The organism is Streptococcus sp. 121, from assembly GCF_016458205.1.
Taxonomy (GTDB): Bacteria; Bacillota; Bacilli; order Lactobacillales; family Streptococcaceae; genus Streptococcus.
The window spans coordinates 1-17723 of sequence record NZ_JAEMED010000010.1; the positions used below are offsets into that span (position 1 = coordinate 1).

14 protein-coding genes and 2 tRNA genes are annotated in these 17723 nt (G+C 44.6%); 13 read left to right on the plus strand and 3 right to left on the minus strand.

Features of this window, described 5'->3' with window-relative positions:
• Window positions 1–39 precede the first annotated feature (39 nt).
• Together JEQ21_RS03175 and JEQ21_RS03180 are read left to right on the plus strand one after the other, a co-directional pair.
• Window positions 40–113 (plus strand) — tRNA-Arg (locus tag JEQ21_RS03175).
• 134 nt (window positions 114–247) lie between these two features.
• Window positions 248–321: transfer RNA gene (locus tag JEQ21_RS03180), tRNA-Pro, on the plus strand.
• Window positions 322–980: 659 nt separating this feature from the next.
• Here the strand turns inward: JEQ21_RS03180 and JEQ21_RS03185 are convergent.
• Window positions 981–1304: a branched-chain amino acid transporter permease gene (locus tag JEQ21_RS03185; RefSeq protein ID WP_233340723.1), complete on the minus strand. Its 324-nt coding sequence runs from the start codon at window positions 1302–1304 to the stop codon at window positions 981–983.
• Window positions 1301–2002 (minus strand): AzlC family ABC transporter permease, encoded by a 702-nt coding sequence (locus tag JEQ21_RS03190; RefSeq protein ID WP_199363927.1) that lies wholly within the window; start codon window positions 2000–2002, stop codon window positions 1301–1303. Before JEQ21_RS03190 ends, JEQ21_RS03185 begins: the two co-directional genes overlap by 4 nt.
• A 361-nt stretch (window positions 2003–2363) precedes the next feature.
• Between JEQ21_RS03190 and metG the strand changes: the two genes are divergently transcribed.
• The gene (gene metG / locus JEQ21_RS03195) at window positions 2364–4349 is read left to right on the plus strand and encodes a methionine--tRNA ligase (RefSeq protein WP_199363928.1); all 1986 of its coding nucleotides are present in this window, start codon (window positions 2364–2366) and stop codon (window positions 4347–4349) included.
• A gap of 34 nt (window positions 4350–4383) precedes the next feature.
• On the opposite strand, the gene JEQ21_RS03200 is transcribed toward metG, so the two are convergent.
• Window positions 4384–5466: a M24 family metallopeptidase gene (locus JEQ21_RS03200; protein ID WP_199363929.1), complete on the minus strand. Its 1083-nt coding sequence runs from the start codon at window positions 5464–5466 to the stop codon at window positions 4384–4386.
• Window positions 5467–5657: 191 nt separating this feature from the next.
• On the opposite strand from JEQ21_RS03200, the gene ccpA reads away from it, so the two are divergent.
• The 10 genes from ccpA (at window position 5658) to JEQ21_RS03245 (ending at window position 17662) form a co-directional block, all read left to right on the plus strand.
• Entirely contained in the window at window positions 5658–6668 is a 1011-nt protein-coding gene (gene ccpA, locus JEQ21_RS03205; RefSeq protein ID WP_196091186.1) for a catabolite control protein A, read from the plus strand.
• Between the two features lie 95 nt (window positions 6669–6763).
• The gene (locus tag JEQ21_RS03210) at window positions 6764–7762 is read left to right on the plus strand and encodes a glycosyltransferase family 4 protein (RefSeq protein WP_199363930.1); all 999 of its coding nucleotides are present in this window, start codon (window positions 6764–6766) and stop codon (window positions 7760–7762) included.
• 1 nt (window position 7763) lies between these two features.
• On the plus strand, window positions 7764–9089 hold the full coding sequence (locus tag JEQ21_RS03215) for a glycosyltransferase family 4 protein (protein WP_199363931.1): 1326 nt from the start codon (window positions 7764–7766) through the stop codon (window positions 9087–9089).
• A 294-nt stretch (window positions 9090–9383) separates the two neighbouring features.
• Window positions 9384–11324, plus strand: coding sequence for a threonine--tRNA ligase (gene thrS, locus JEQ21_RS03220; protein WP_199363932.1), 1941 nt, complete (start codon window positions 9384–9386; stop codon window positions 11322–11324).
• 573 nt (window positions 11325–11897) lie between these two features.
• Window positions 11898–12809: a magnesium transporter CorA family protein gene (locus JEQ21_RS03225; RefSeq protein ID WP_199363933.1), complete on the plus strand. Its 912-nt coding sequence runs from the start codon at window positions 11898–11900 to the stop codon at window positions 12807–12809.
• 114 nt (window positions 12810–12923) lie between these two features.
• Window positions 12924–13058 carry a hypothetical protein gene (locus JEQ21_RS10095; RefSeq protein ID WP_267904621.1) on the plus strand — a complete coding sequence of 45 codons (135 nt, stop codon included), beginning with the start codon at window positions 12924–12926 and terminating at the stop codon, window positions 13056–13058.
• Between the two features lie 33 nt (window positions 13059–13091).
• Window positions 13092–13793 carry an ABC transporter ATP-binding protein gene (locus JEQ21_RS03230; RefSeq protein WP_199363934.1) on the plus strand — a complete coding sequence of 234 codons (702 nt, stop codon included), beginning with the start codon at window positions 13092–13094 and terminating at the stop codon, window positions 13791–13793.
• Window position 13794: 1 nt separating this feature from the next.
• Window positions 13795–16269: an ABC transporter permease gene (locus JEQ21_RS03235; protein ID WP_199363935.1), complete on the plus strand. Its 2475-nt coding sequence runs from the start codon at window positions 13795–13797 to the stop codon at window positions 16267–16269.
• A gap of 2 nt (window positions 16270–16271) precedes the next feature.
• Window positions 16272–16808, plus strand: coding sequence for a dihydrofolate reductase family protein (locus JEQ21_RS03240; RefSeq protein WP_199363936.1), 537 nt, complete (start codon window positions 16272–16274; stop codon window positions 16806–16808).
• Window positions 16808–17662: a glycosyltransferase family 8 protein gene (locus JEQ21_RS03245; RefSeq protein ID WP_199363937.1), complete on the plus strand. Its 855-nt coding sequence runs from the start codon at window positions 16808–16810 to the stop codon at window positions 17660–17662. Before JEQ21_RS03240 ends, JEQ21_RS03245 begins: the two co-directional genes overlap by 1 nt.
• Window positions 17663–17723 lie beyond the last annotated feature (61 nt).

Sequence of the window (17723 nt, forward strand, 5' to 3'; positions counted from 1 at the left end):
ACTGATCGTACCGGTTCGATTCCGGTCCTCGGCAAATGAGCACCCTTAGCTCAACTGGATAGAGTACCTGACTACGAATCAGGCGGTTAGAGGTTCGACTCCTCTAGGGTGCATGTAAACAATAATACGGGAAGTAGCTCGGATTGGTAGAGCTCAAAGCCTAGCTTTGAGGTTGCGGATGAGGATTTGCGAAGCAAATCTACTTAGCAAGTACTCTACAGCTGAGATACAACCGAATTTATAGTTACGGGAAGTAGCTCAGCTTGGTAGAGTACTTGGTTTGGGACCAAGGTGTCGCAGGTTCGAATCCTGTCTTCCCGACTAGAGCAGATGACAGCAATGTCATCTTTTTTTGTACGCCAAAACCAGTCCCATAGCGAAGACTATAGTCTTTTAGTTTACTTTTAGTACAAGGCAGCGAGTCGTAGGCAGTACTAAAGTACGGCAAGACGAGCTAACACAGTATTAAAAGATAAACTAAAAGAGTATATCAACAAATTGTTTGGGCTAATTGGACCAAGGTGTCGCTCGCTCCTCCACTCAGGAATTGAGTGGAGGAGTGTTTATAGATAAAGCGAAGGTACTTCGCGTCAATATCCTGTCTTCCCGACTAGAGCAGATGACAGTAATGTCATCTTTTTTTGTACGCCAAAACCAGTCTCATAGCGAAGATTATAAACAAATTGTTTGAGACCAATTGGACCAAGGTGTCGCTCGCTCTCTCACTCAGGAATTGAGTGAGAGAGTATTTCGATAAAGCGAAGGTACTTCGCGTCAAAGCACTCAGAAATTGAGTGGAGGAGTGTTTGTAGATAAAGGGCAGGTTCTTCGCGTCAAAGCACTCAGGAATTGAGTGAGAGTGTATTTTGGAATAAGGGGGGAATAGTGTCTTGTTTATATCTTGTTTTCTTGAAAGGGGTTAGTGAAAAACAGCTTAGAATGTGTGTTTTGTCCACGTTTCTAAGCTGTTTTTATTCTTACTACAATAATCGTGTGATGATCATGAAGGAGAGTGTGCCTGCTGCGAGTGAGATGAGCATGCTTTTTCTCCAGAGGTGAAAGAGGAGTGTGATGGCAAGGCTGATGAGTTCTGGCAGGCCGTAGGGGCTACTGGTAATGGATACTGTGCGGAGGCTGTAGATGACCATCATACCAAAGATGGCTCCTGGTAGGACTTGTCCTAAATATTGGATGTAGGCTGGTGTAGGTCGGTTTGGCTTGAAAATCCAGAAGGGAAGAAATCGTGTTAGGACTGTAGCCAGTATACAGATGATGATAGTTAAGAGTTGTTGTGTAAAAGTCATAGGGATTTCTCCTGTGTTTGATTGTCTAATTTATGGCGTAAGAGTGTTAGAAGTAGGACTATCAAGGTCATTGATGGTAACAGGAAGTAGTCTGGTCCAAAGATAAGGAGGCAGAGGAAGGATACCGTTAGCCCAACATAGGATGGGGTGTGGTGTTTTTCCTTTTTCCAATTTTCTAAAAAAATGACAAAAAAGAGGGCGGTTAGCACAAATTCTAAACCATCTGTTTTAAAGGGAATGATTGTACCTAATAAGCCACCAAGGGTAGCACCGAAAACCCAATAAATGTGGTTGAGGATGGTGACCCAAAAAAGAAACCAGCCCTGATCGACGTCATCCGGAATTGATGCGGAATAATTGATGGAAAAGGTTTCGTCACACATGCCAAAGATAATGTAGTATTTCTTCCAATCTAGATCTTTGAAACGTTCTAGCATGGAAATACCATAAAAGAGGTGGCGTATTTGGATGAGGAAGGCCAGAATAAAAGTAGCAAGTGGAGAAAATGGAGCTAGCAAGAGTGTAACAATGACGAATTCTAAGGATCCACCGTAGACAAGTAAGCCAATTAGCATCGGGTACCAAAAGGAAAAGCCAGCAGTATTCATATAGATTCCATAGGCTATCCCTAAAAATAAAAATCCTGCAAAGATGGGGATTGTATAGGGGAAGGCGGCTTTCAGAGCTTTTTTCTTCATGCGAAACTCCTTGTGAACTTCTTTTAGTTACTTTCAGCCTAACATAGGAATCCTAAGTTGACAAGTCCTCTTCTGGTGAAGAGGGGAACGTTTTTTTGGTAAGATGTTGAAGGGCACCTCTAAAAACTAAACTCTTAAAAATTCGAACATTGATTTATCAAAATTTCTACGACATGATTTGATGCAAAACCGGAGTTTTTCGAGGTGCCCTGAAAGGTATGAATTGTTTTTCTGCATGGCTTAGAGGTTTGGAGCGAGGGAGTTTTTTCTTGGGAGTAAAATCTTGATTTGAATTTGACTTTGTTTGCTTGTGGCTTTTGGAGCGTGGTATAATAAGGGGAGTAATTTTGAGGAGTGAATAATGTCTGATAAAACGTTTTATATTAGTACGCCGATTTACTATCCAAGTGGGCGTTTGCATATTGGTTCAGCTTATACAACCATTGCCAGTGATGTTCTGGCACGATACAAGCGGTTGATGGGCTATGATGTCTTCTATTTGACTGGTCTGGATGAACATGGTCAGAAGATTCAAGATAAGGCTGCAGAAGCAGGTCTTGATCCTCAAGCCTATGTAGATGGAATGGCGAAGGGCGTTAAGGAATTATGGTCGCTCTTGGATATTTCTTATGATCGCTTTATCCGTACAACAGATGCTGATCATGAAGCGGTTGTTGCTCAAATTTTTGAGAAACTTTTGGCACAAGATGATATTTATTTGGGAGAATATTCAGGGTGGTACTCTGTTTCCGATGAAGAGTTCTTTACAGAAACGCAATTGACTGAGGTTTTCCGGGATGAGGAAGGGAATGTTACCGGAGGAATTGCCCCTTCAGGTCACGAGGTAGAATGGGTTTCCGAGGAATCTTACTTCCTTCGTTTGAGCAAGTATTCACAGTGGTTAGCAGACTATTTCAAAGAGCATCCAGAATTTATTAGTCCGGATGGTCGAATGAATGAGATGCTGAAGAACTTTATTGAACCTGGCTTGGAAGATTTAGCCGTATCTCGGACGAGCTTTACTTGGGGAGTTCCGGTACCATCCAATCCTAAACATGTCATCTATGTTTGGATTGATGCCTTGGCTAACTACATTACAGCCTTGGGTTATGGTCAGGATGAAGATGAAAATTTTGTGAAGTTCTGGCCTGCGGATATTCATATGCTTGGGAAGGATATTCTTCGTTTCCATTCTATTTATTGGCCAATCATTTTGAAAATGCTGGATTTGCCATTGCCAAAACGTCTGATTGCTCATGGCTGGTTTGTCATGCAGGATGGAAAAATGTCCAAATCCAAGGGGAATGTGGTCTATCCTGAGATGTTGGTTGAGCGTTATGGTTTGGATGCTCTACGTTATTATTTGATGCGGTCGCTGCCTGTGGGTTCGGATGGCACCTTTACACCGGAAGATTATCTTGGTCGTATCAACTATGAGCTAGCCAATGACCTCGGTAATTTGTTGAACCGGTCAGTGGCTATGGTTAATAAGTATTTTGGTGGCCAGGTTCCTGAGTTTAAGTCTGGTGTCACAGCTTTCGATGGGGATTTGGAAGCGAAAGCAGAAGAAACAATCCAAGAGTTTCATAAGCAGATGGAAGCGGTGAATCTTCCACGTGCTTTGGAGGTTGTTTGGAAATTCATCATGCGGACCAACAAGTACATTGATGAAACCCAGCCTTGGGTCTTGGCTAAAGAAGAGGGAGACCGTGAGCAGTTGGCAAGCGTTATGAGCCATCTAGTAGCTAGTCTACAAGTGGTTGCCTCCCTTCTCCAACCCTTCATGATGGGAACTAGCCGTTCTATTCTGACACAGTTGGGCTTGGCTGAGGTTGGCTCTTTAGAAGACCTATCCTTTGGTCAAATTCCGGCTGGTAGCCAGGTTGTTGCCAAGGGAGAACCAATCTTCCCTCGTTTGGACATGGAAGAAGAAATTGCCTACATCAAAACTCAAATGTCTGGTGGTAAAAAAGAAGAGGAGTGGAATCCTACTAAGGTTGATCTCTTGCTGAACAAAAAGCCTATTAAGTTTGAGGATTTTGACAAGGTGGAAATTCGGGTCGCTGAGGTGAAGGAAGTTAAGCGGGTTGAGGGTAGTGATAAATTGTTAGCCTTCCGCTTGGATGCCGGCGATGGTCAGGATCGTCAAATTCTCTCCGGGATTGCCGCTTACTATCCAGATCCTCAAGTTCTGCTTGGTAAAAAATTGCAGATTGTAGCGAATTTGAAACCTCGTAAAATGATGGGCTTGGTTAGTCAGGGAATGATTCTTTCAGCGGAGTTTGAGGATCGTCTAGCAGTGATTACGGTAGATGATGCGATTCCAAATGGAAGCATTTTAGGTTAAAAAAGAAACAGGTGAGTGGTGCTCACCTGTTTTCTTATAGTTTGAATTGGAGAAGTTCCTTAGGGGTGTGGGTGAAGGTTTCGAAACCTGTCTTTGTAACAACCCCGCAGTCTTCGATGCGGACACCAACCTTATTGGGAAGGTAAATTCCTGGTTCAATAGAGAAGGTCATTCCCTCTTCTAAGATCAGTTTGTTCCCCTTACTGATAGAAGGGAATTCGTGAAGGCTCCGGCCTATTCCATGTCCAAGCCGATGTGTGAAGTAGTCTCCGTAACCAGCCTTCGTGATAATGTCTCTAGCTACGGTATCAATTTCACCGGCTGTTACGCCTGGTTTGATTGCTTCTATGGCAGCTAGTTGGGCCTCAAGGACGATATCATAAATGGTAGCCTGAAGGGTTGTAGGTTGTCCAATGGCAACGGTACGGCTGACGTCACTCGCATAGCCTTGATGCCAAGTACCAAGGTCAAAGAGCAGCAGCGATTTGTTTTTTAGGGGGCGATTGGTTGGAACTCCGTGAGGATCGGCTGCATGCTTATCGGCTAGAACCATCGTTTCAAAGCTCATGGAAACGTCCTGACTTCGTAGGGGACCTTCAATGGCAGCGATGATGTCCAATTCCGTTTTCCCTTTAGCGATGGCTTCAAATCCCAGGGTAAGTGCATAATCTGCCATACGTCCAGCAGCTCGAAGTAAGTCGAGTTCCTCAGCTGTTTTAAAGAGGCGGAGTTGCTCCATAGTAGGACTGATATCAACTACTTGTCCAGTCAGGATTTGCATGAGTTCATAGTATTGGCGTAGGCGCAAATGTTGAAACTCTAAACCAATCCGGTAGCGTTCTCGAGATAGGAAGGTTTGAATCTTTTGCCAAGGATTCTCTGAATCGTGGTAACCGACAACTGTGTAAGAAACATGGGCCTTTGCACGGTCTCGATCCAATTCAGGTGTAAACAAGGTTGGACTACCTTCAATTGGAAGAAAGAAGAAGAATTGTCTTTCATGAGGATCCGATTGAAAGCTCGTTAAGTATGCGATCGAGGTTGGATCAGAGATGATGGCTAGATCAATGCCCTGTTCACGCATGCGAGAACGAAGCAAGTCAACTGTGCTCTTCATATTTAACCTCCTATATCAATTATCTTATATCTCTATTTTGTCAAAAAACTTGAAAAAGTGCAATGGGAAATCGACATTTGTATTTTTTAGAAAAAATATCCAAAACGTTTGAAAGTGTTTCCAAAAAATGATAAACTATAGTTATGTGAAGGTGAAAGCGTTATTTTCAAAAAATAAATGGGAGGATGATTATGAATACTGACGATACCGTAACTATTTACGACGTCGCCCGTGAAGCAGGTGTTTCAATGGCGACCGTTAGCCGGGTAGTAAATGGAAACAAAAATGTAAAAGAAAATACACGTAAGAAAGTCTTGGATGTTATTGACCGCTTGGATTATCGTCCTAATGCGGTAGCTCGTGGGCTAGCTAGTAAAAAAACTACTACAGTCGGAGTTGTAATTCCCAACATTACTTCTTCCTATTTTGCCAGCTTGGCTAAGGGAATCGAAGATATTGCAGAAATGTACAAGTATAACATTGTCCTTGCCAGCAGTGATGAGGATGATGACCGTGAGGTGGCAGTGGTGAATACCCTCTTCTCTAAACAGGTAGATGGTATTATTTTCATGGGCTACCATCTGACTGAGAAAATTCGTTCAGAATTTTCTCGTTCTCGGACTCCAGTCGTGCTGGCTGGAACGGTGGACGTGGAGCAGCAATTGCCAAGTGTTAACATTGATTATCGAAAGGCAACCGCTGATGCGGTGGCATATTTGGCGGAGCGAAACGACAAGATTGCCTTTGTTACAGGTCCACTGGTAGATGATATCAATGGTAAGATGCGCTTGCCAGGTTACCGAGATGGTTTGAAGGAGACCAAACAAAAGTATAGCGAAGGACTTATTTTTGAAGCTAAGCATAATTATGAAGAAGGTTATGCCTTGGCAGAACGGGTCATGGCTTCTGGGGCAACGGCTGCCATTGTCTCTGGTGATGAATTGGCGGTTGGCCTCCTTAATGGTTTGAGTGACAAGGGAATCCGTCTTCCTGAAGATTTCGAGTTGATTACCAGTGATAACTCTCAAATTACTCTGTTTAGCCGTCCAAATATGACCTCTATTCGTCAACCACTCTATGATATTGGTGCGATTTCTATGCGCATGTTGACCAAAATTATGAATAAGGAAGAAGTAGAAGAGCGGGAAGTTCAGTTGGCCCATGGCTTGACAGAACGTCAATCGACTCGGACAGGTAAATAATACAAGAATCTAAGGGAACCATTGGTGGCAGGCGCCAAGTTCCCTTTTTCTGTCTCCGACTTTTATTTTGGGTTGCTTTTGTTTATAATATGAGTATGAAAGTTCTACTGTATTTGGAGGGAAAGACTGTTCTTGAGAAGTCTGGAATTGGTCGCGCCCTTCAGCATCAAATGCGGGCCCTTGATTTAGCAGGGATTCCCTATACCACAGATCCGTCAACTGGATACGATTTGGTTCACATTAACACTTATGGCCCTAAGAGTCTACGCCTTTTACACCAAGCTAAGCTGCAAGGGAAAAAGGTCATTGTCCATGGCCACTCGACTCGGGAAGATTTTGCCAACTCATTTATTGGTTCCAATCTCCTGGCTCCTGCTGTGGGGGCTTATTTGAGGCATATGTATCAGTTAGCAGATTTTGTGATTACGCCAACGGAGTACTCCAAGGAACTGATCCGGGGTTACGGAGTGGACACACCAATCGTTGCTATTTCAAATGGGATCGATTTGAGGAAGTATCAACCAGATCCTCAAAAAGAACAGGTTTTCTATAACCATTTTGGATTGGAGAAGGGGCAGCCGGTTGTGGTCTGTGCGGGTCTCTTTTTTAAACGAAAAGGAATTCTAGACTTTATCGAAGTGGCCAAGCAGCTGCCAGACGTTCAATTCATCTGGTTTGGAGGGATTAACAAGTGGATGATCCCTCGTGAAATCCGTCGAGTTGTTTCTGGTGACCACCCAGCCAATGTTCAATTCCCAGGTTATTTTAAGGGAGCCATTTTCCAAGGTGCCATGAGTGGAAGTAGTCTATTCTTCTTCCCAAGTTATGAGGAGACGGAGGGGATTGTCGTTTTAGAAGCCTTGGCTAGTCACCAGCATGTTGTTTTACGTGACATACCTGTTTACAAGGGCTGGATTGATGAGCAGTCTGCAACCTTGGGTCAAACCAATGAGGATTTTGTAGTTGGGATTCAAGCGATTTTAGCTGGTCAGGTGGATAAGCGTGACAAAGGTTACCAAGTAGCTGAAAGTCGTTCCATGGATCAGGTGGCCCAGCAGTTGGTAGAGGTATATCGGCAAGTATTGGAGATGTGAGATGAGAATTGGATTGTTCACGGATACCTATTTTCCACAGGTATCTGGTGTGGCAACGAGTATCCGCACCCTCAGGGAGGAATTGGAGGAGCAGGGGCACGATGTCTTTATTTTTACGACCACTGATCGGAATGTGGACCCTGCAGAGGAGCACCGGATTATCCGAATTCCTAGTGTTCCCTTCTTTGCCTTTAAGGACCGTCGCGTTGCCTATCGTGGATTCAGTAAGGCTTTGGCCCTTGCCAAAGAGCACCGATTAGAATTGATTCATACCCAAACTGAATTTGCTTTGGGATTCCTTGGACTTTGGATCGCACGGGAATTGGAAATCCCTGTGATTCACACCTATCATACTCAGTATGAGGATTATGTGCATTACATTGCCAAGGGGATGCTCATTCGGCCTGGCATGATTAAGTATATGGTACGCTCTTTTCTGGATGAGGTGGATGGAGTGGTCTGTCCGAGTGAGATTGTCTATAATCTTTTGGTGGGGTATCGAGTTGAGCCAGAGAAGCGCGTGATCCCAACGGGGATCGAGTTGGATCGTTTTATTCAAGTGCAAGACCAAGAAGAAGCAATTCAGGATCTTCGAAAGTCCCTAGCTCTTTCTCCGGATACCAAGATTCTTTTGAGTTTGTCTCGAGTTTCGTTTGAGAAAAATATTCAAGCAATTATCCGTGCTCTCCCAGAAGTTCTGAATGAAAATGATGCAGTGCGTCTAATCGTGGCGGGAGATGGTCCGTATTTGGAGAATCTTAAGTCTCTAGCCAAAGAAATGGCGGTAGAGCACCGCGTGCTCTTTGTCGGGATGGTCCCTCCAGAGCAAACGGTGCTCTACTACCGGATGGCTGACTTTTTTGTGTCAGCTTCGACTAGTGAAACACAAGGTTTGACCTTTTTGGAAAGTTTGGCCAGTGGGACTCCCGTTATTGCCCAGTCCAATCCCTATTTAGACAATCTGGTTTCAGACAAAATGTTTGGAACTCTCTATCAAGAGCCAGAGGATTTAAGTGGAGCCATTCTAGAAGCCCTACTAGCAACACCTTATCCGCAGGAAAAGAAGTGGCAAGAGAAGCTGTTTGAGATTTCGGCCGAGAACTTTGGCCTCCAGGTTTATCAGTATTATTTGGATATTTCGATTCGAAAAGGCTATTTGAAAGGGCAAGGAATGGGGGATCCGAGACCACGAGTTCGCTTTGCGAGATCCCTTGCAAGTTTTCCCTTGAAAGTGGTAGCCCTACCAGTTCAGGGCTCCAGACGCGTGATTCGAATTTCTCGCCAACAGGTTAAACGCTTGCCTTATCCAGGGCGGAGAAAAAGCTAGATTTTCCTTGTTTTTTTCGAGGGGTTTGGTATAATGCTTATAGAGACACGTCTTTTAACGGAACTTCTTTAAGAGAGTGCACGGTTGCTGGAAGTGCATAGAGGGGTTAAAAGATACTACTCGGTACTATTTTATGCAAACATAAAACGGTGGTTACGTTAGAACCAAGAATGAGGTACTCAGGATTTTTGGGTATAAACAAAGGTGGAACCACGTTGCGACGTCCTTTTTGAGAGGAGGTCGCTTTTTTTGTTTGGCTCGAGTAGGTCTAATAAATTTAAAAGGAGTAGAAATATGGTAAAAATTACATTCCCTGATGGTGCTGTCCGTGAGTATCAGGATGGTATTACTACTGTTGAGATTGCAGAAGGCATCAGCAAGTCCTTGGCTAAAAAAGCGTTGGCCGGTAAATTGAATGGTAAGTTGATTGATACCACCCGTGCTATTCACGAGGATGGAGATTTGGAAATTGTGACTCCTGACCACGAAGATGCTCTTCCCATTTTACGTCACTCTGCAGCCCACTTGTTTGCCCAAGCGGCTAAGCGTCATTTCCCAGACATTCGCCTAGGGGTCGGTCCGGCGATCCAAGACGGTTTCTACTATGATACCGATAACGAAGCGGGGCAAATTTCCAATGAAGATTTGGCCAAAATTGAAGAAGAAATGCACAAAATCGTCAAGGAAAATTTCCCAAGTGTGCGTTCTGAAGTTTCCAAGGAAGAAGCGAAAGAAATCTTCCACAATGATCCTTATAAATTGGAATTGATTGAAGAGCACAAGGATGATGAGGGTGGTTTGACCATCTACCAACAAGGTGAGTATGTGGATCTCTGTCGCGGTCCTCACGTGCCAACTACTGGCCATATCCAAGTTTTCCACTTGTTGAATGTAGCCGGTGCTTACTGGCGTGGTAAGAGCGAAAATCCAATGATGCAACGGATTTATGGTACTGCTTGGTTTAATAAAAAAGAGCAGGATGCTTACCTCAAGATGCGTGAAGAGGCCAAAGAGCGGGATCACCGTAAGCTTGGCAAGGAATTGGATCTCTTCATGATTAGTCAAGAAGTGGGACAAGGTCTGCCATTCTGGTTGCCAAATGGGGCAACTATCCGTCGCGTGGTGGAGCGTTATATTATTGACCGTGAAGTGGCGGCTGGTTACGATCATGTTTACACACCACCAGTAGCAAGTTCTGAGCTCTATAAGATTTCTGGACACTGGGATCACTATAAAGATGATATGTTCCCAGTGATGGATATGGGCGATGGCGAGTCCTTTGTTCTACGTCCTATGAACTGTCCGCACCACATTCAAATTTATCGCAACCATGTGCATTCTTACCGTGAGTTGCCAATTCGTATTGCTGAGTTGGGAATGATGCACCGTTTTGAGAAATCAGGTGCGCTATCAGGTCTTCAACGTGTACGTGAAATGACCTTGAATGATGCTCACCTCTTTGTAACTCCAGAACAGATTCAAGAAGAATTCAAGAAAGTATTGGAGTTGATGATCAGTGTATACGAAGATTTCAATATTACTGATTATCGTTTCCGCCTTTCTTATCGTGATCCTGAAGATAAGGAAAAATACTACGATAATGATGAGATGTGGGAAAATGCTCAACGCATGTTGAAAGCAGCCATGGATGACTTGGAACTCGACTACTTTGAGGCAGAAGGTGAAGCGGCATTCTATGGTCCAAAACTGGATGTGCAAGTTAAAACTGCTTTGGGAAATGAGGAAACACTGTCAACTATCCAACTAGACTTCCTCTTGCCAGAACGCTTTGAATTGACTTACATCGGAGCAGATGGTGAAGAACACCGTCCAGTCATGATTCACCGTGGAATTGTTTCCACCATGGAACGTTTTGTGGCTTACTTGATTGAAACTTACAAAGGAGCCTTCCCAACTTGGTTGGCACCCACTCAAGTAACCCTTATCCCGATTTCAAATGAAGCCCATGCAGATTATGCCTGGGAAGTAGCCAAAGAATTGAAAAATCTTGGCTTCCGTGTTCATGTGGATGAGCGTAACGAGAAAATGCAATACAAGATTCGTCAAAGCCAAACTCAAAAAGTTCCTTACCAATTGATTGTTGGGGATAAAGAAATGGAAGACAAATCGGTTAACGTTCGTCGTTACGGTAGCAAGCAAACTGAAACCAAGTCTATCGCAGACTTTATTGCAGATTTGAAAGCTGATGTGGAACGCCTTTCTCGTCCTGAATAAGTTGTAGTCCCTGAGTTCAATTGAACTTAGGGATTTTTGCGTCAAAGAAATTTCACGAAGTTACAGAGGAGTTTGATAATACTCGAAACAGTTCGAAATCTGAAAAGGCAATCTGATGAAGGCTGAACTATAGTTCGGCGAAGAAGATTAACACATTCAGACTTTGAAATGTAATGAGTATCATTTTGTTCCAGTCACTTTTTGGAGTAGGTCGATGGTGTTTGGATTGCCATAGACAGGGACTTTCTTTTTTCTTATACTAGAAGTAAGTTTATGGATTCTATTTCAAAATCTGCTCTCGGAGGTTGGTCGATGATTTTATACTCGAAACAGTTCGAATTCTGAAATGAATATTAATCCAGAAATTGGAGTGCTATTTTTATAGGTCCCAATAAAGTAAGCATCGCTTGCCCTCAATCCGATGGAGATAGTTCAACAGGTCTGGATACCTGTTGAATCTTATCAATAAGTTCGGTGAAGAGGATTACCGCATTCAGATTTGAAATGCAATGAGTGTTACAGGTTGGTTTTTTGAGATAGCGGATTATATGAGTATGGAAAAGTAGGGATTGTATGATTGAAGAACAGTTTGGAAAAGAGCAGGAGTATAGCTGGATTGTAGTTCGGTCTGATAAAGGGCCTCTCAATCGAAAAGAGTTGGAAGACTATCAGCTGGATACAGAATTGATGGAGTATGCGCTGGATAAGAATGAGCGAGCCCATATGGAATACGATGGGGAGGCCGATCGCCTGTTGCTCATCTTTAATGCTTTGGATCCGGTCAAGGAGGATAATCACTATGAGACAACTCCTTTAACTTTGATTGCCCAAGGGAATCAAGTGATTACGATTGTCAATGAGCAGAATCATTACTTGATTGATCGGATTCGGCGGCAACTTCCTTACACGACGATGACCAGTAGTTATCAGTTTTTATTTTTCATTCTGACCTTAGTTACGCAAGAGTATTTCCCGATTTTAGATGAAATTGACCGAGAGAAGGATCGAGTGAATGGTCTTTTACGAAAACAAACCACCAAACGACTCCTGCTGGAACTTTCAGATTTGGAGACAGGTTTAGTCTATCTCCTGACTGCCAGCAATCAAAATGTCTTAGTGTTGGAACAGTTACGGAAACACCCGCGCGCCAGCCGTTTGACGAGCGAGGAGTTGGAGGAGCTGGAGGATGCCCTCATTGAAGCGCAGCAGCTTCTGGCCATGAGCCAATTGGAATCTCAGGTTTTGCAGCAATTATCGGGGGCTTATGATACCATCCTGAACAATACACTGAATGAGAACTTGACTAGTCTCAATATTATTTCGATTCTCCTAGCGGTTCTCTCCCTTATTACGGGCTTCTTTGGGATGAATGTCCCGCTCCCTCTATCTGAAGAACCCCTGGCTTGGATTTGGATTGCCTTAGGCTTCATTGCTCTTTGGCTGATTTTAGCGCGGATCTTACGGTCCATTATGAATCGAAGATAGGGGAAACATTTCATACCAACTTGGCTTCAAAATCAGAATACTCGAATAATTTCGAAAAAATGACGAGGAAAGGCGACGATGGTAGAACTAAAGGTTCACCGAGGAGGCTTGACAATGTCAGATTTTGAAATTAAAAGAGTATCGGATTTATTGCGAATGAAAATAGGAAGGTTGGAACTCGTGTCCAGCCTTTTTGGAATAGAGGATTTTTCGAAATCAAGAGCAGCTATTGGTTTTGTGTTAGAATAGAGGAAGAAATACGGATGAAAGAGGGCACCTAAAATGGCCTATATTGAAGCAAAGGATTGTTGGAAAATCTATGGTCAGGGAGATTTGGAAGTTGTGGCTAATCGGGCCCTATCCTTTGAAATGGAAGAAGGCGAGCTCGTCGTTATCTTAGGGGCGTCAGGAGCCGGTAAATCAACTCTACTCAACATTCTTGGAGGGATGGACCAGGCTAGTCGTGGTCAGTTGTTGATTGATGGTCAGGACATTGTTCAGTATTCCGAGCGGGAACGAATTCGCTACCGCCGGGAAGCGATTGGTTTTGTTTTTCAGTTTTATAATTTAGTGGGAAATTTGACAGCCTTAGAAAATGTGGAGTTGGCGACGGAATTGGTCTCCAATCCTTTGGATACTCAAAAGACGTTAATGAGTGTGGGACTAGAAGGCCGGCAGCATCATTTTCCAGCCCAGTTATCTGGTGGGGAACAGCAGCGAGTGGCGATCGCACGCGCCCTGGCCAAAAACCCTAAACTTCTCCTCTGTGATGAACCTACCGGGGCCTTGGACTACAAGACTGGAAAGCAAATTTTAACCCTCTTGAGTGATTTGGCCCGCAAAGAAGGTCGGACGGTTATCATTGTGACCCACAATGCGGCTTTGGCCAGCATTGCGGATCGGGTGATCCATATGCAGGATGCTCAGATTAAAAGTATTCAGATTCAGGAAAGTCCACTGCCTGTAAGAGAATTGGAGTATTAGTATGCTGAAAAAGACTTATTGGCTCAGTTTACTCCGAACGCTTCAGTCGAGTTGGAGCCGCTTTTTAGCCTTGGCCAGTCTACTGACCTTGTCAGCCTTTGTTTTGGTCGGCCTGCAGTTGGCCGGTCCTAGCCTCGACAGTTGGTTGACAGCCTTTAAAGCAGAACAGGCCGTTCCTCACGTCACAGTCTTAGCCAAGCTTGGTTTTAGCCAAGAAGAGAAAAAGGAGCTGGAGCAAGAGTTCAAAGAGCAGAATGTGACAATGAATTTCGGTTATATGCAAGATGTTCTCTTGCAAGATGGTCGGGTACTTCGGCTTTTCTCCCTGCCGGATGAGCTAGCTCAGTTATGGAATCTAGAAGGCCAGCTTCCGAGTTTAGATTCTGAAATAGTCTTGGGGAAAGTGGCTAAGTCTGATTTTAAACAGGGTCAAGATGTCGAACTGGACTGGCTTGGAGGTGTCAAAAGGCTGACCATAACAGGTTTCGCCCAGTCTAGTCAGCTCATTTCCAAAGAGGATTTCGGTCCTAGTCTTTTAGGTCAGGGGCAAGTTGATGTATATGGTTTTGTTCCCTCTACTTTTTTTAAAAATCAAAAAGCTAACCTAGCACAGATAGGTGGTGGTGAGGCGACTCAAAATCAGCTAGAGATGTGGTTGGCTGACCAGGAGAGCAGGAGTTGGGAGGCGGCGCAGGCGGATCTGCGTCAACAGAAGAAGGACTTGCAGCAGGCGCAGCAAAACTTCATACAAGCTCAGGAATATCTATCTAAGATGGAGTTGGAACGCAACCAGCGAAGTTTGCAGGAGGGCCAGCAGCAACTTACGGTTTATGAAGAAGCTGTTCAACGACTGGAAGGGCAGGAGCTCGTTGAAGTCTTAGACATGGGAGAGTTCCCAGGCTCCTCAAGCTATACCTACTTAGATACCAGTATTGCAAGCTTGAAAAAAGTTGCCAACTGGATACCACCGATTTTCTATGGTGTGACCATTTTGGTGGCTTTGACCAGTATGGTGCGGCTTGTTCAAGATGAACGGCAGAATATGGGCTTGTTGTCAGCTTTAGGCTATGGTCCTCTGGCTTTGATGTTTAAGTTTTTCAGTTATGGCCTCCTTTTGGCAGCTTTGGGAGCAGGGGTCGGTGGTCTATTAGGTGTGGGGATTCTAGCCCCTATGATTCAGGCCATTCTCCTACAAGGCACCGTTTTTACAGGAATTGAGCAAAGCCTCAGTTGGCCCCCCTTCCTTTGGTCATTGGGGCTGGGCGGTTTGTCGATACTCTTGCCCTTGTTATGGCTCTTAGTGCCAGACTTAAGGCAGTCCACCAGCCAACTCATGCGACCCAAGCCCCCTAGCAAGGGGAAACGAATTTTCTTGGAAAGACTACCTGGTATGTGGTCTCGGTTGAATTTCAGCCAGAAACTCTTAGCCCGCAATCTGTTTCGGTATAAGCAACGCATGCTGATGACCGTCTTAGGAGTCTTGGGCTCCATCGCTTTGCTGGTTGCGGCCCTTGGTCTGCAGGTGTCGATCGCCGGTGTGGCGGACAAGCAGTTTCACCATGTTTGGAACTACGATGCCTTGCTGATCCATCGTGAAGGCCAACCTTTCCACTATGATCAAGGTCGCTCGCTTAGTCTCTATTATCAAGAAGAGGAGCTGGACTTGCCTCGAGAGACAGGGCGTCTGCAGGTTCTGACCCAATTACCGAACCAGACCTGGAGCGACATGATCCGCCTTGAAGATTGGCAGACTGGTCAGGATTTAGATTTGGAGCAAGCCGGTGTGGTTCTCAGCCAACCCTTGGCCGAGGAACTGGGGGTTAGCGTAGGAGATCACGTGTCCCTTGTTGGTAAAACTTGGACAGTGGGCGGAATTGCGCGACAGCATGTGGGCTATACCCTCTATTTGTCGCCGGCTCACATGTCTGGGGACGTGGAAACCAATGCCCAGTTGTGGCAGTTGTCTGAAGAGGAGGAAGCGGCTTTTAGGGAGTCCGCCTTGAAATCGACTGGGACCTTGAGTCTGGAGGATACGGCTTTGATGGAGTCTTTCTTCCGTGATACCTCCCAGTCTTTGAATCAGACCATGTATCTGGTATCCTTCCTTTCGCTGGGTTTGGTTGTGATTATTTTAATTACATTAACCTTGCTCAACCTACATGAGCGAACAAGGGAGTTAGCGACCATGAAGGTCTTGGGCTTTTACCCCCGTGAGATGCAGCGCTTGTTGTATAGGGAACTCTTGTATTTGACAAGTTTGGGTGCCCTTTTGGGCTTGGTTGCTGGCTATTACCTACATGGATTTCTCTTAGGTCAGATTGCGCCAGCAGGTGTGATCTTTAGCCGAGACATGGGGTACACACCCTATCTTTTGCCCCTGGTGCTATTAATGTTGGTCTTGATGGGCCTCTATTTCTTTATACAAGAAAAAATCAATCGCATTCCGATGTTGGATGCCTTAAAATCTTTGGAGTAAGGATGAAACGAGAATTAGTCTTAAATCTTGCAGTGAGTTTGGATGGTTATGTGGCGCGTGAAGATGGCTCTTATGATTGGATCCAAGCGCCGGCCGATTCCATGGCCAATACTGCTTTACAATTTGATAATGCGGCTTTTTTTGAAAGCTGTGATACGGTCGTCCTAGGCCACAGGTCTTTTCTAGAATTAGGGTTGGATGAGATTCCAGGTGCAAAGGAGAAGCAATTCCTGGTAGCTCGGCGGGGGCCTGAGGAAAAAAGGGACAATGTTCACTTTACGCCCGACGTAGTAAGTTCTGTGAAAGAGTTACTAGCTGAAGAAGGTGGGCCAATTTGGCTTTTTGGTGGTGCTCAGATTGCCGATAGTTTGATTGCGGAAGACTTGGTGAGCGAGTACATTTTAGGGGTGGTACCGGTTATTCTAGGAAAAGGACGTCGTCTGTTTGATCAGACCCTGCCAGAAATTTCTTTGAAATTGGTTGAATCCACCGTGACTGATGGCATCGCTCTGTTGCGATACCGAAAGGCTGACACTTGATGAAAGGGGGAGGAGAGGTGCAAGAATTAAACCTATTATTTGTCATTGATGATGGCTATGTAGATCAGCTCAAGGTAACACTTTATTCCATCCAACAGGAACTGGGGGAGAAGAAGGTTGCGATTTACTTGATGCAGAAAGAGAGTTTGGCTAGGGAAGAGGAATTAGCGACTTACTGCCAAGGATTAGGGTATTCTTACCATCCGGTTGTAGTGGGCAATCAGATTTTCAAAGATGCTCCGACGACCGATCGGTATCCTGATACGATCTACTATCGACTTTTAGCTCAAGAGTTTTTGCCTCAAGATTTGGAGCGAATTCTCTACTTGGATGCAGATATTCTCTGTCTCAATGACTTCACTTCTCTATACCAGATGGAGATGGGAACAGCGCTTTATGCTGCAGCTAGTCACAATGCAGACGGAGACATTTTAGATTTTGTCAACAAATTACGCCTGCAAAATTTCGAGATGGAATCCTCCTATTTCAATACGGGGGTTCTTTTGATGAATCTGACGGCCATTCGAGAAACGGTTGAGCGTCAGGCGATTCTAGATTATATCGCTAAAAATAAAAACTTTCTGATTCTACCGGACCAGGACGTCCTCAATGGTCTGTATGCGGATCGGGTGCTAGCGTTGCCAGATGAAATCTACAATTACGACGCTCGCTACAGTATGCTCTACCAAGCCCGAAGTAATAACCAGTGGGATTTGGACTGGGTTATTGCAAACACCGTCTTTCTTCACTTTGCTGGACGAGATAAACCTTGGAAAGCTGGATACCGCTCACGCTATGCCGGTCTTTATAAATATATGGCCAAGAAGGCCAGGGAACAGGTTGATAGGGAGTGATACTCATTATGTTCATCAAAGAGGCCTGACAAAGTCAGATTTTGAAATGCAATGAGTCTCA

Coding starts and splice junctions, on each gene's coding strand:
- JEQ21_RS03245 (WP_199363937.1), top strand. CDS start 16,808: ATGAAAGGGGGAGGAGAGGTGCAAGAATTAAACCTATTATTTGTCATT.
- ccpA (WP_196091186.1), top strand. CDS start 5,658: ATGAATACTGACGATACCGTAACTATTTACGACGTCGCCCGTGAAGCA.
- JEQ21_RS03190 (WP_199363927.1), bottom strand. CDS start 2,002: ATGAAGAAAAAAGCTCTGAAAGCCGCCTTCCCCTATACAATCCCCATC.
- JEQ21_RS10095 (WP_267904621.1), top strand. CDS start 12,924: ATGTCAGATTTTGAAATTAAAAGAGTATCGGATTTATTGCGAATGAAA.
- metG (WP_199363928.1), top strand. CDS start 2,364: ATGTCTGATAAAACGTTTTATATTAGTACGCCGATTTACTATCCAAGT.
- JEQ21_RS03230 (WP_199363934.1), top strand. CDS start 13,092: ATGGCCTATATTGAAGCAAAGGATTGTTGGAAAATCTATGGTCAGGGA.
- JEQ21_RS03215 (WP_199363931.1), top strand. CDS start 7,764: ATGAGAATTGGATTGTTCACGGATACCTATTTTCCACAGGTATCTGGT.
- thrS (WP_199363932.1), top strand. CDS start 9,384: ATGGTAAAAATTACATTCCCTGATGGTGCTGTCCGTGAGTATCAGGAT.
- JEQ21_RS03225 (WP_199363933.1), top strand. CDS start 11,898: ATGATTGAAGAACAGTTTGGAAAAGAGCAGGAGTATAGCTGGATTGTA.
- JEQ21_RS03200 (WP_199363929.1), bottom strand. CDS start 5,466: ATGAAGAGCACAGTTGACTTGCTTCGTTCTCGCATGCGTGAACAGGGC.
- JEQ21_RS03210 (WP_199363930.1), top strand. CDS start 6,764: ATGAAAGTTCTACTGTATTTGGAGGGAAAGACTGTTCTTGAGAAGTCT.
- JEQ21_RS03235 (WP_199363935.1), top strand. CDS start 13,795: ATGCTGAAAAAGACTTATTGGCTCAGTTTACTCCGAACGCTTCAGTCG.
- JEQ21_RS03185 (WP_233340723.1), bottom strand. CDS start 1,304: ATGACTTTTACACAACAACTCTTAACTATCATCATCTGTATACTGGCT.
- JEQ21_RS03240 (WP_199363936.1), top strand. CDS start 16,272: ATGAAACGAGAATTAGTCTTAAATCTTGCAGTGAGTTTGGATGGTTAT.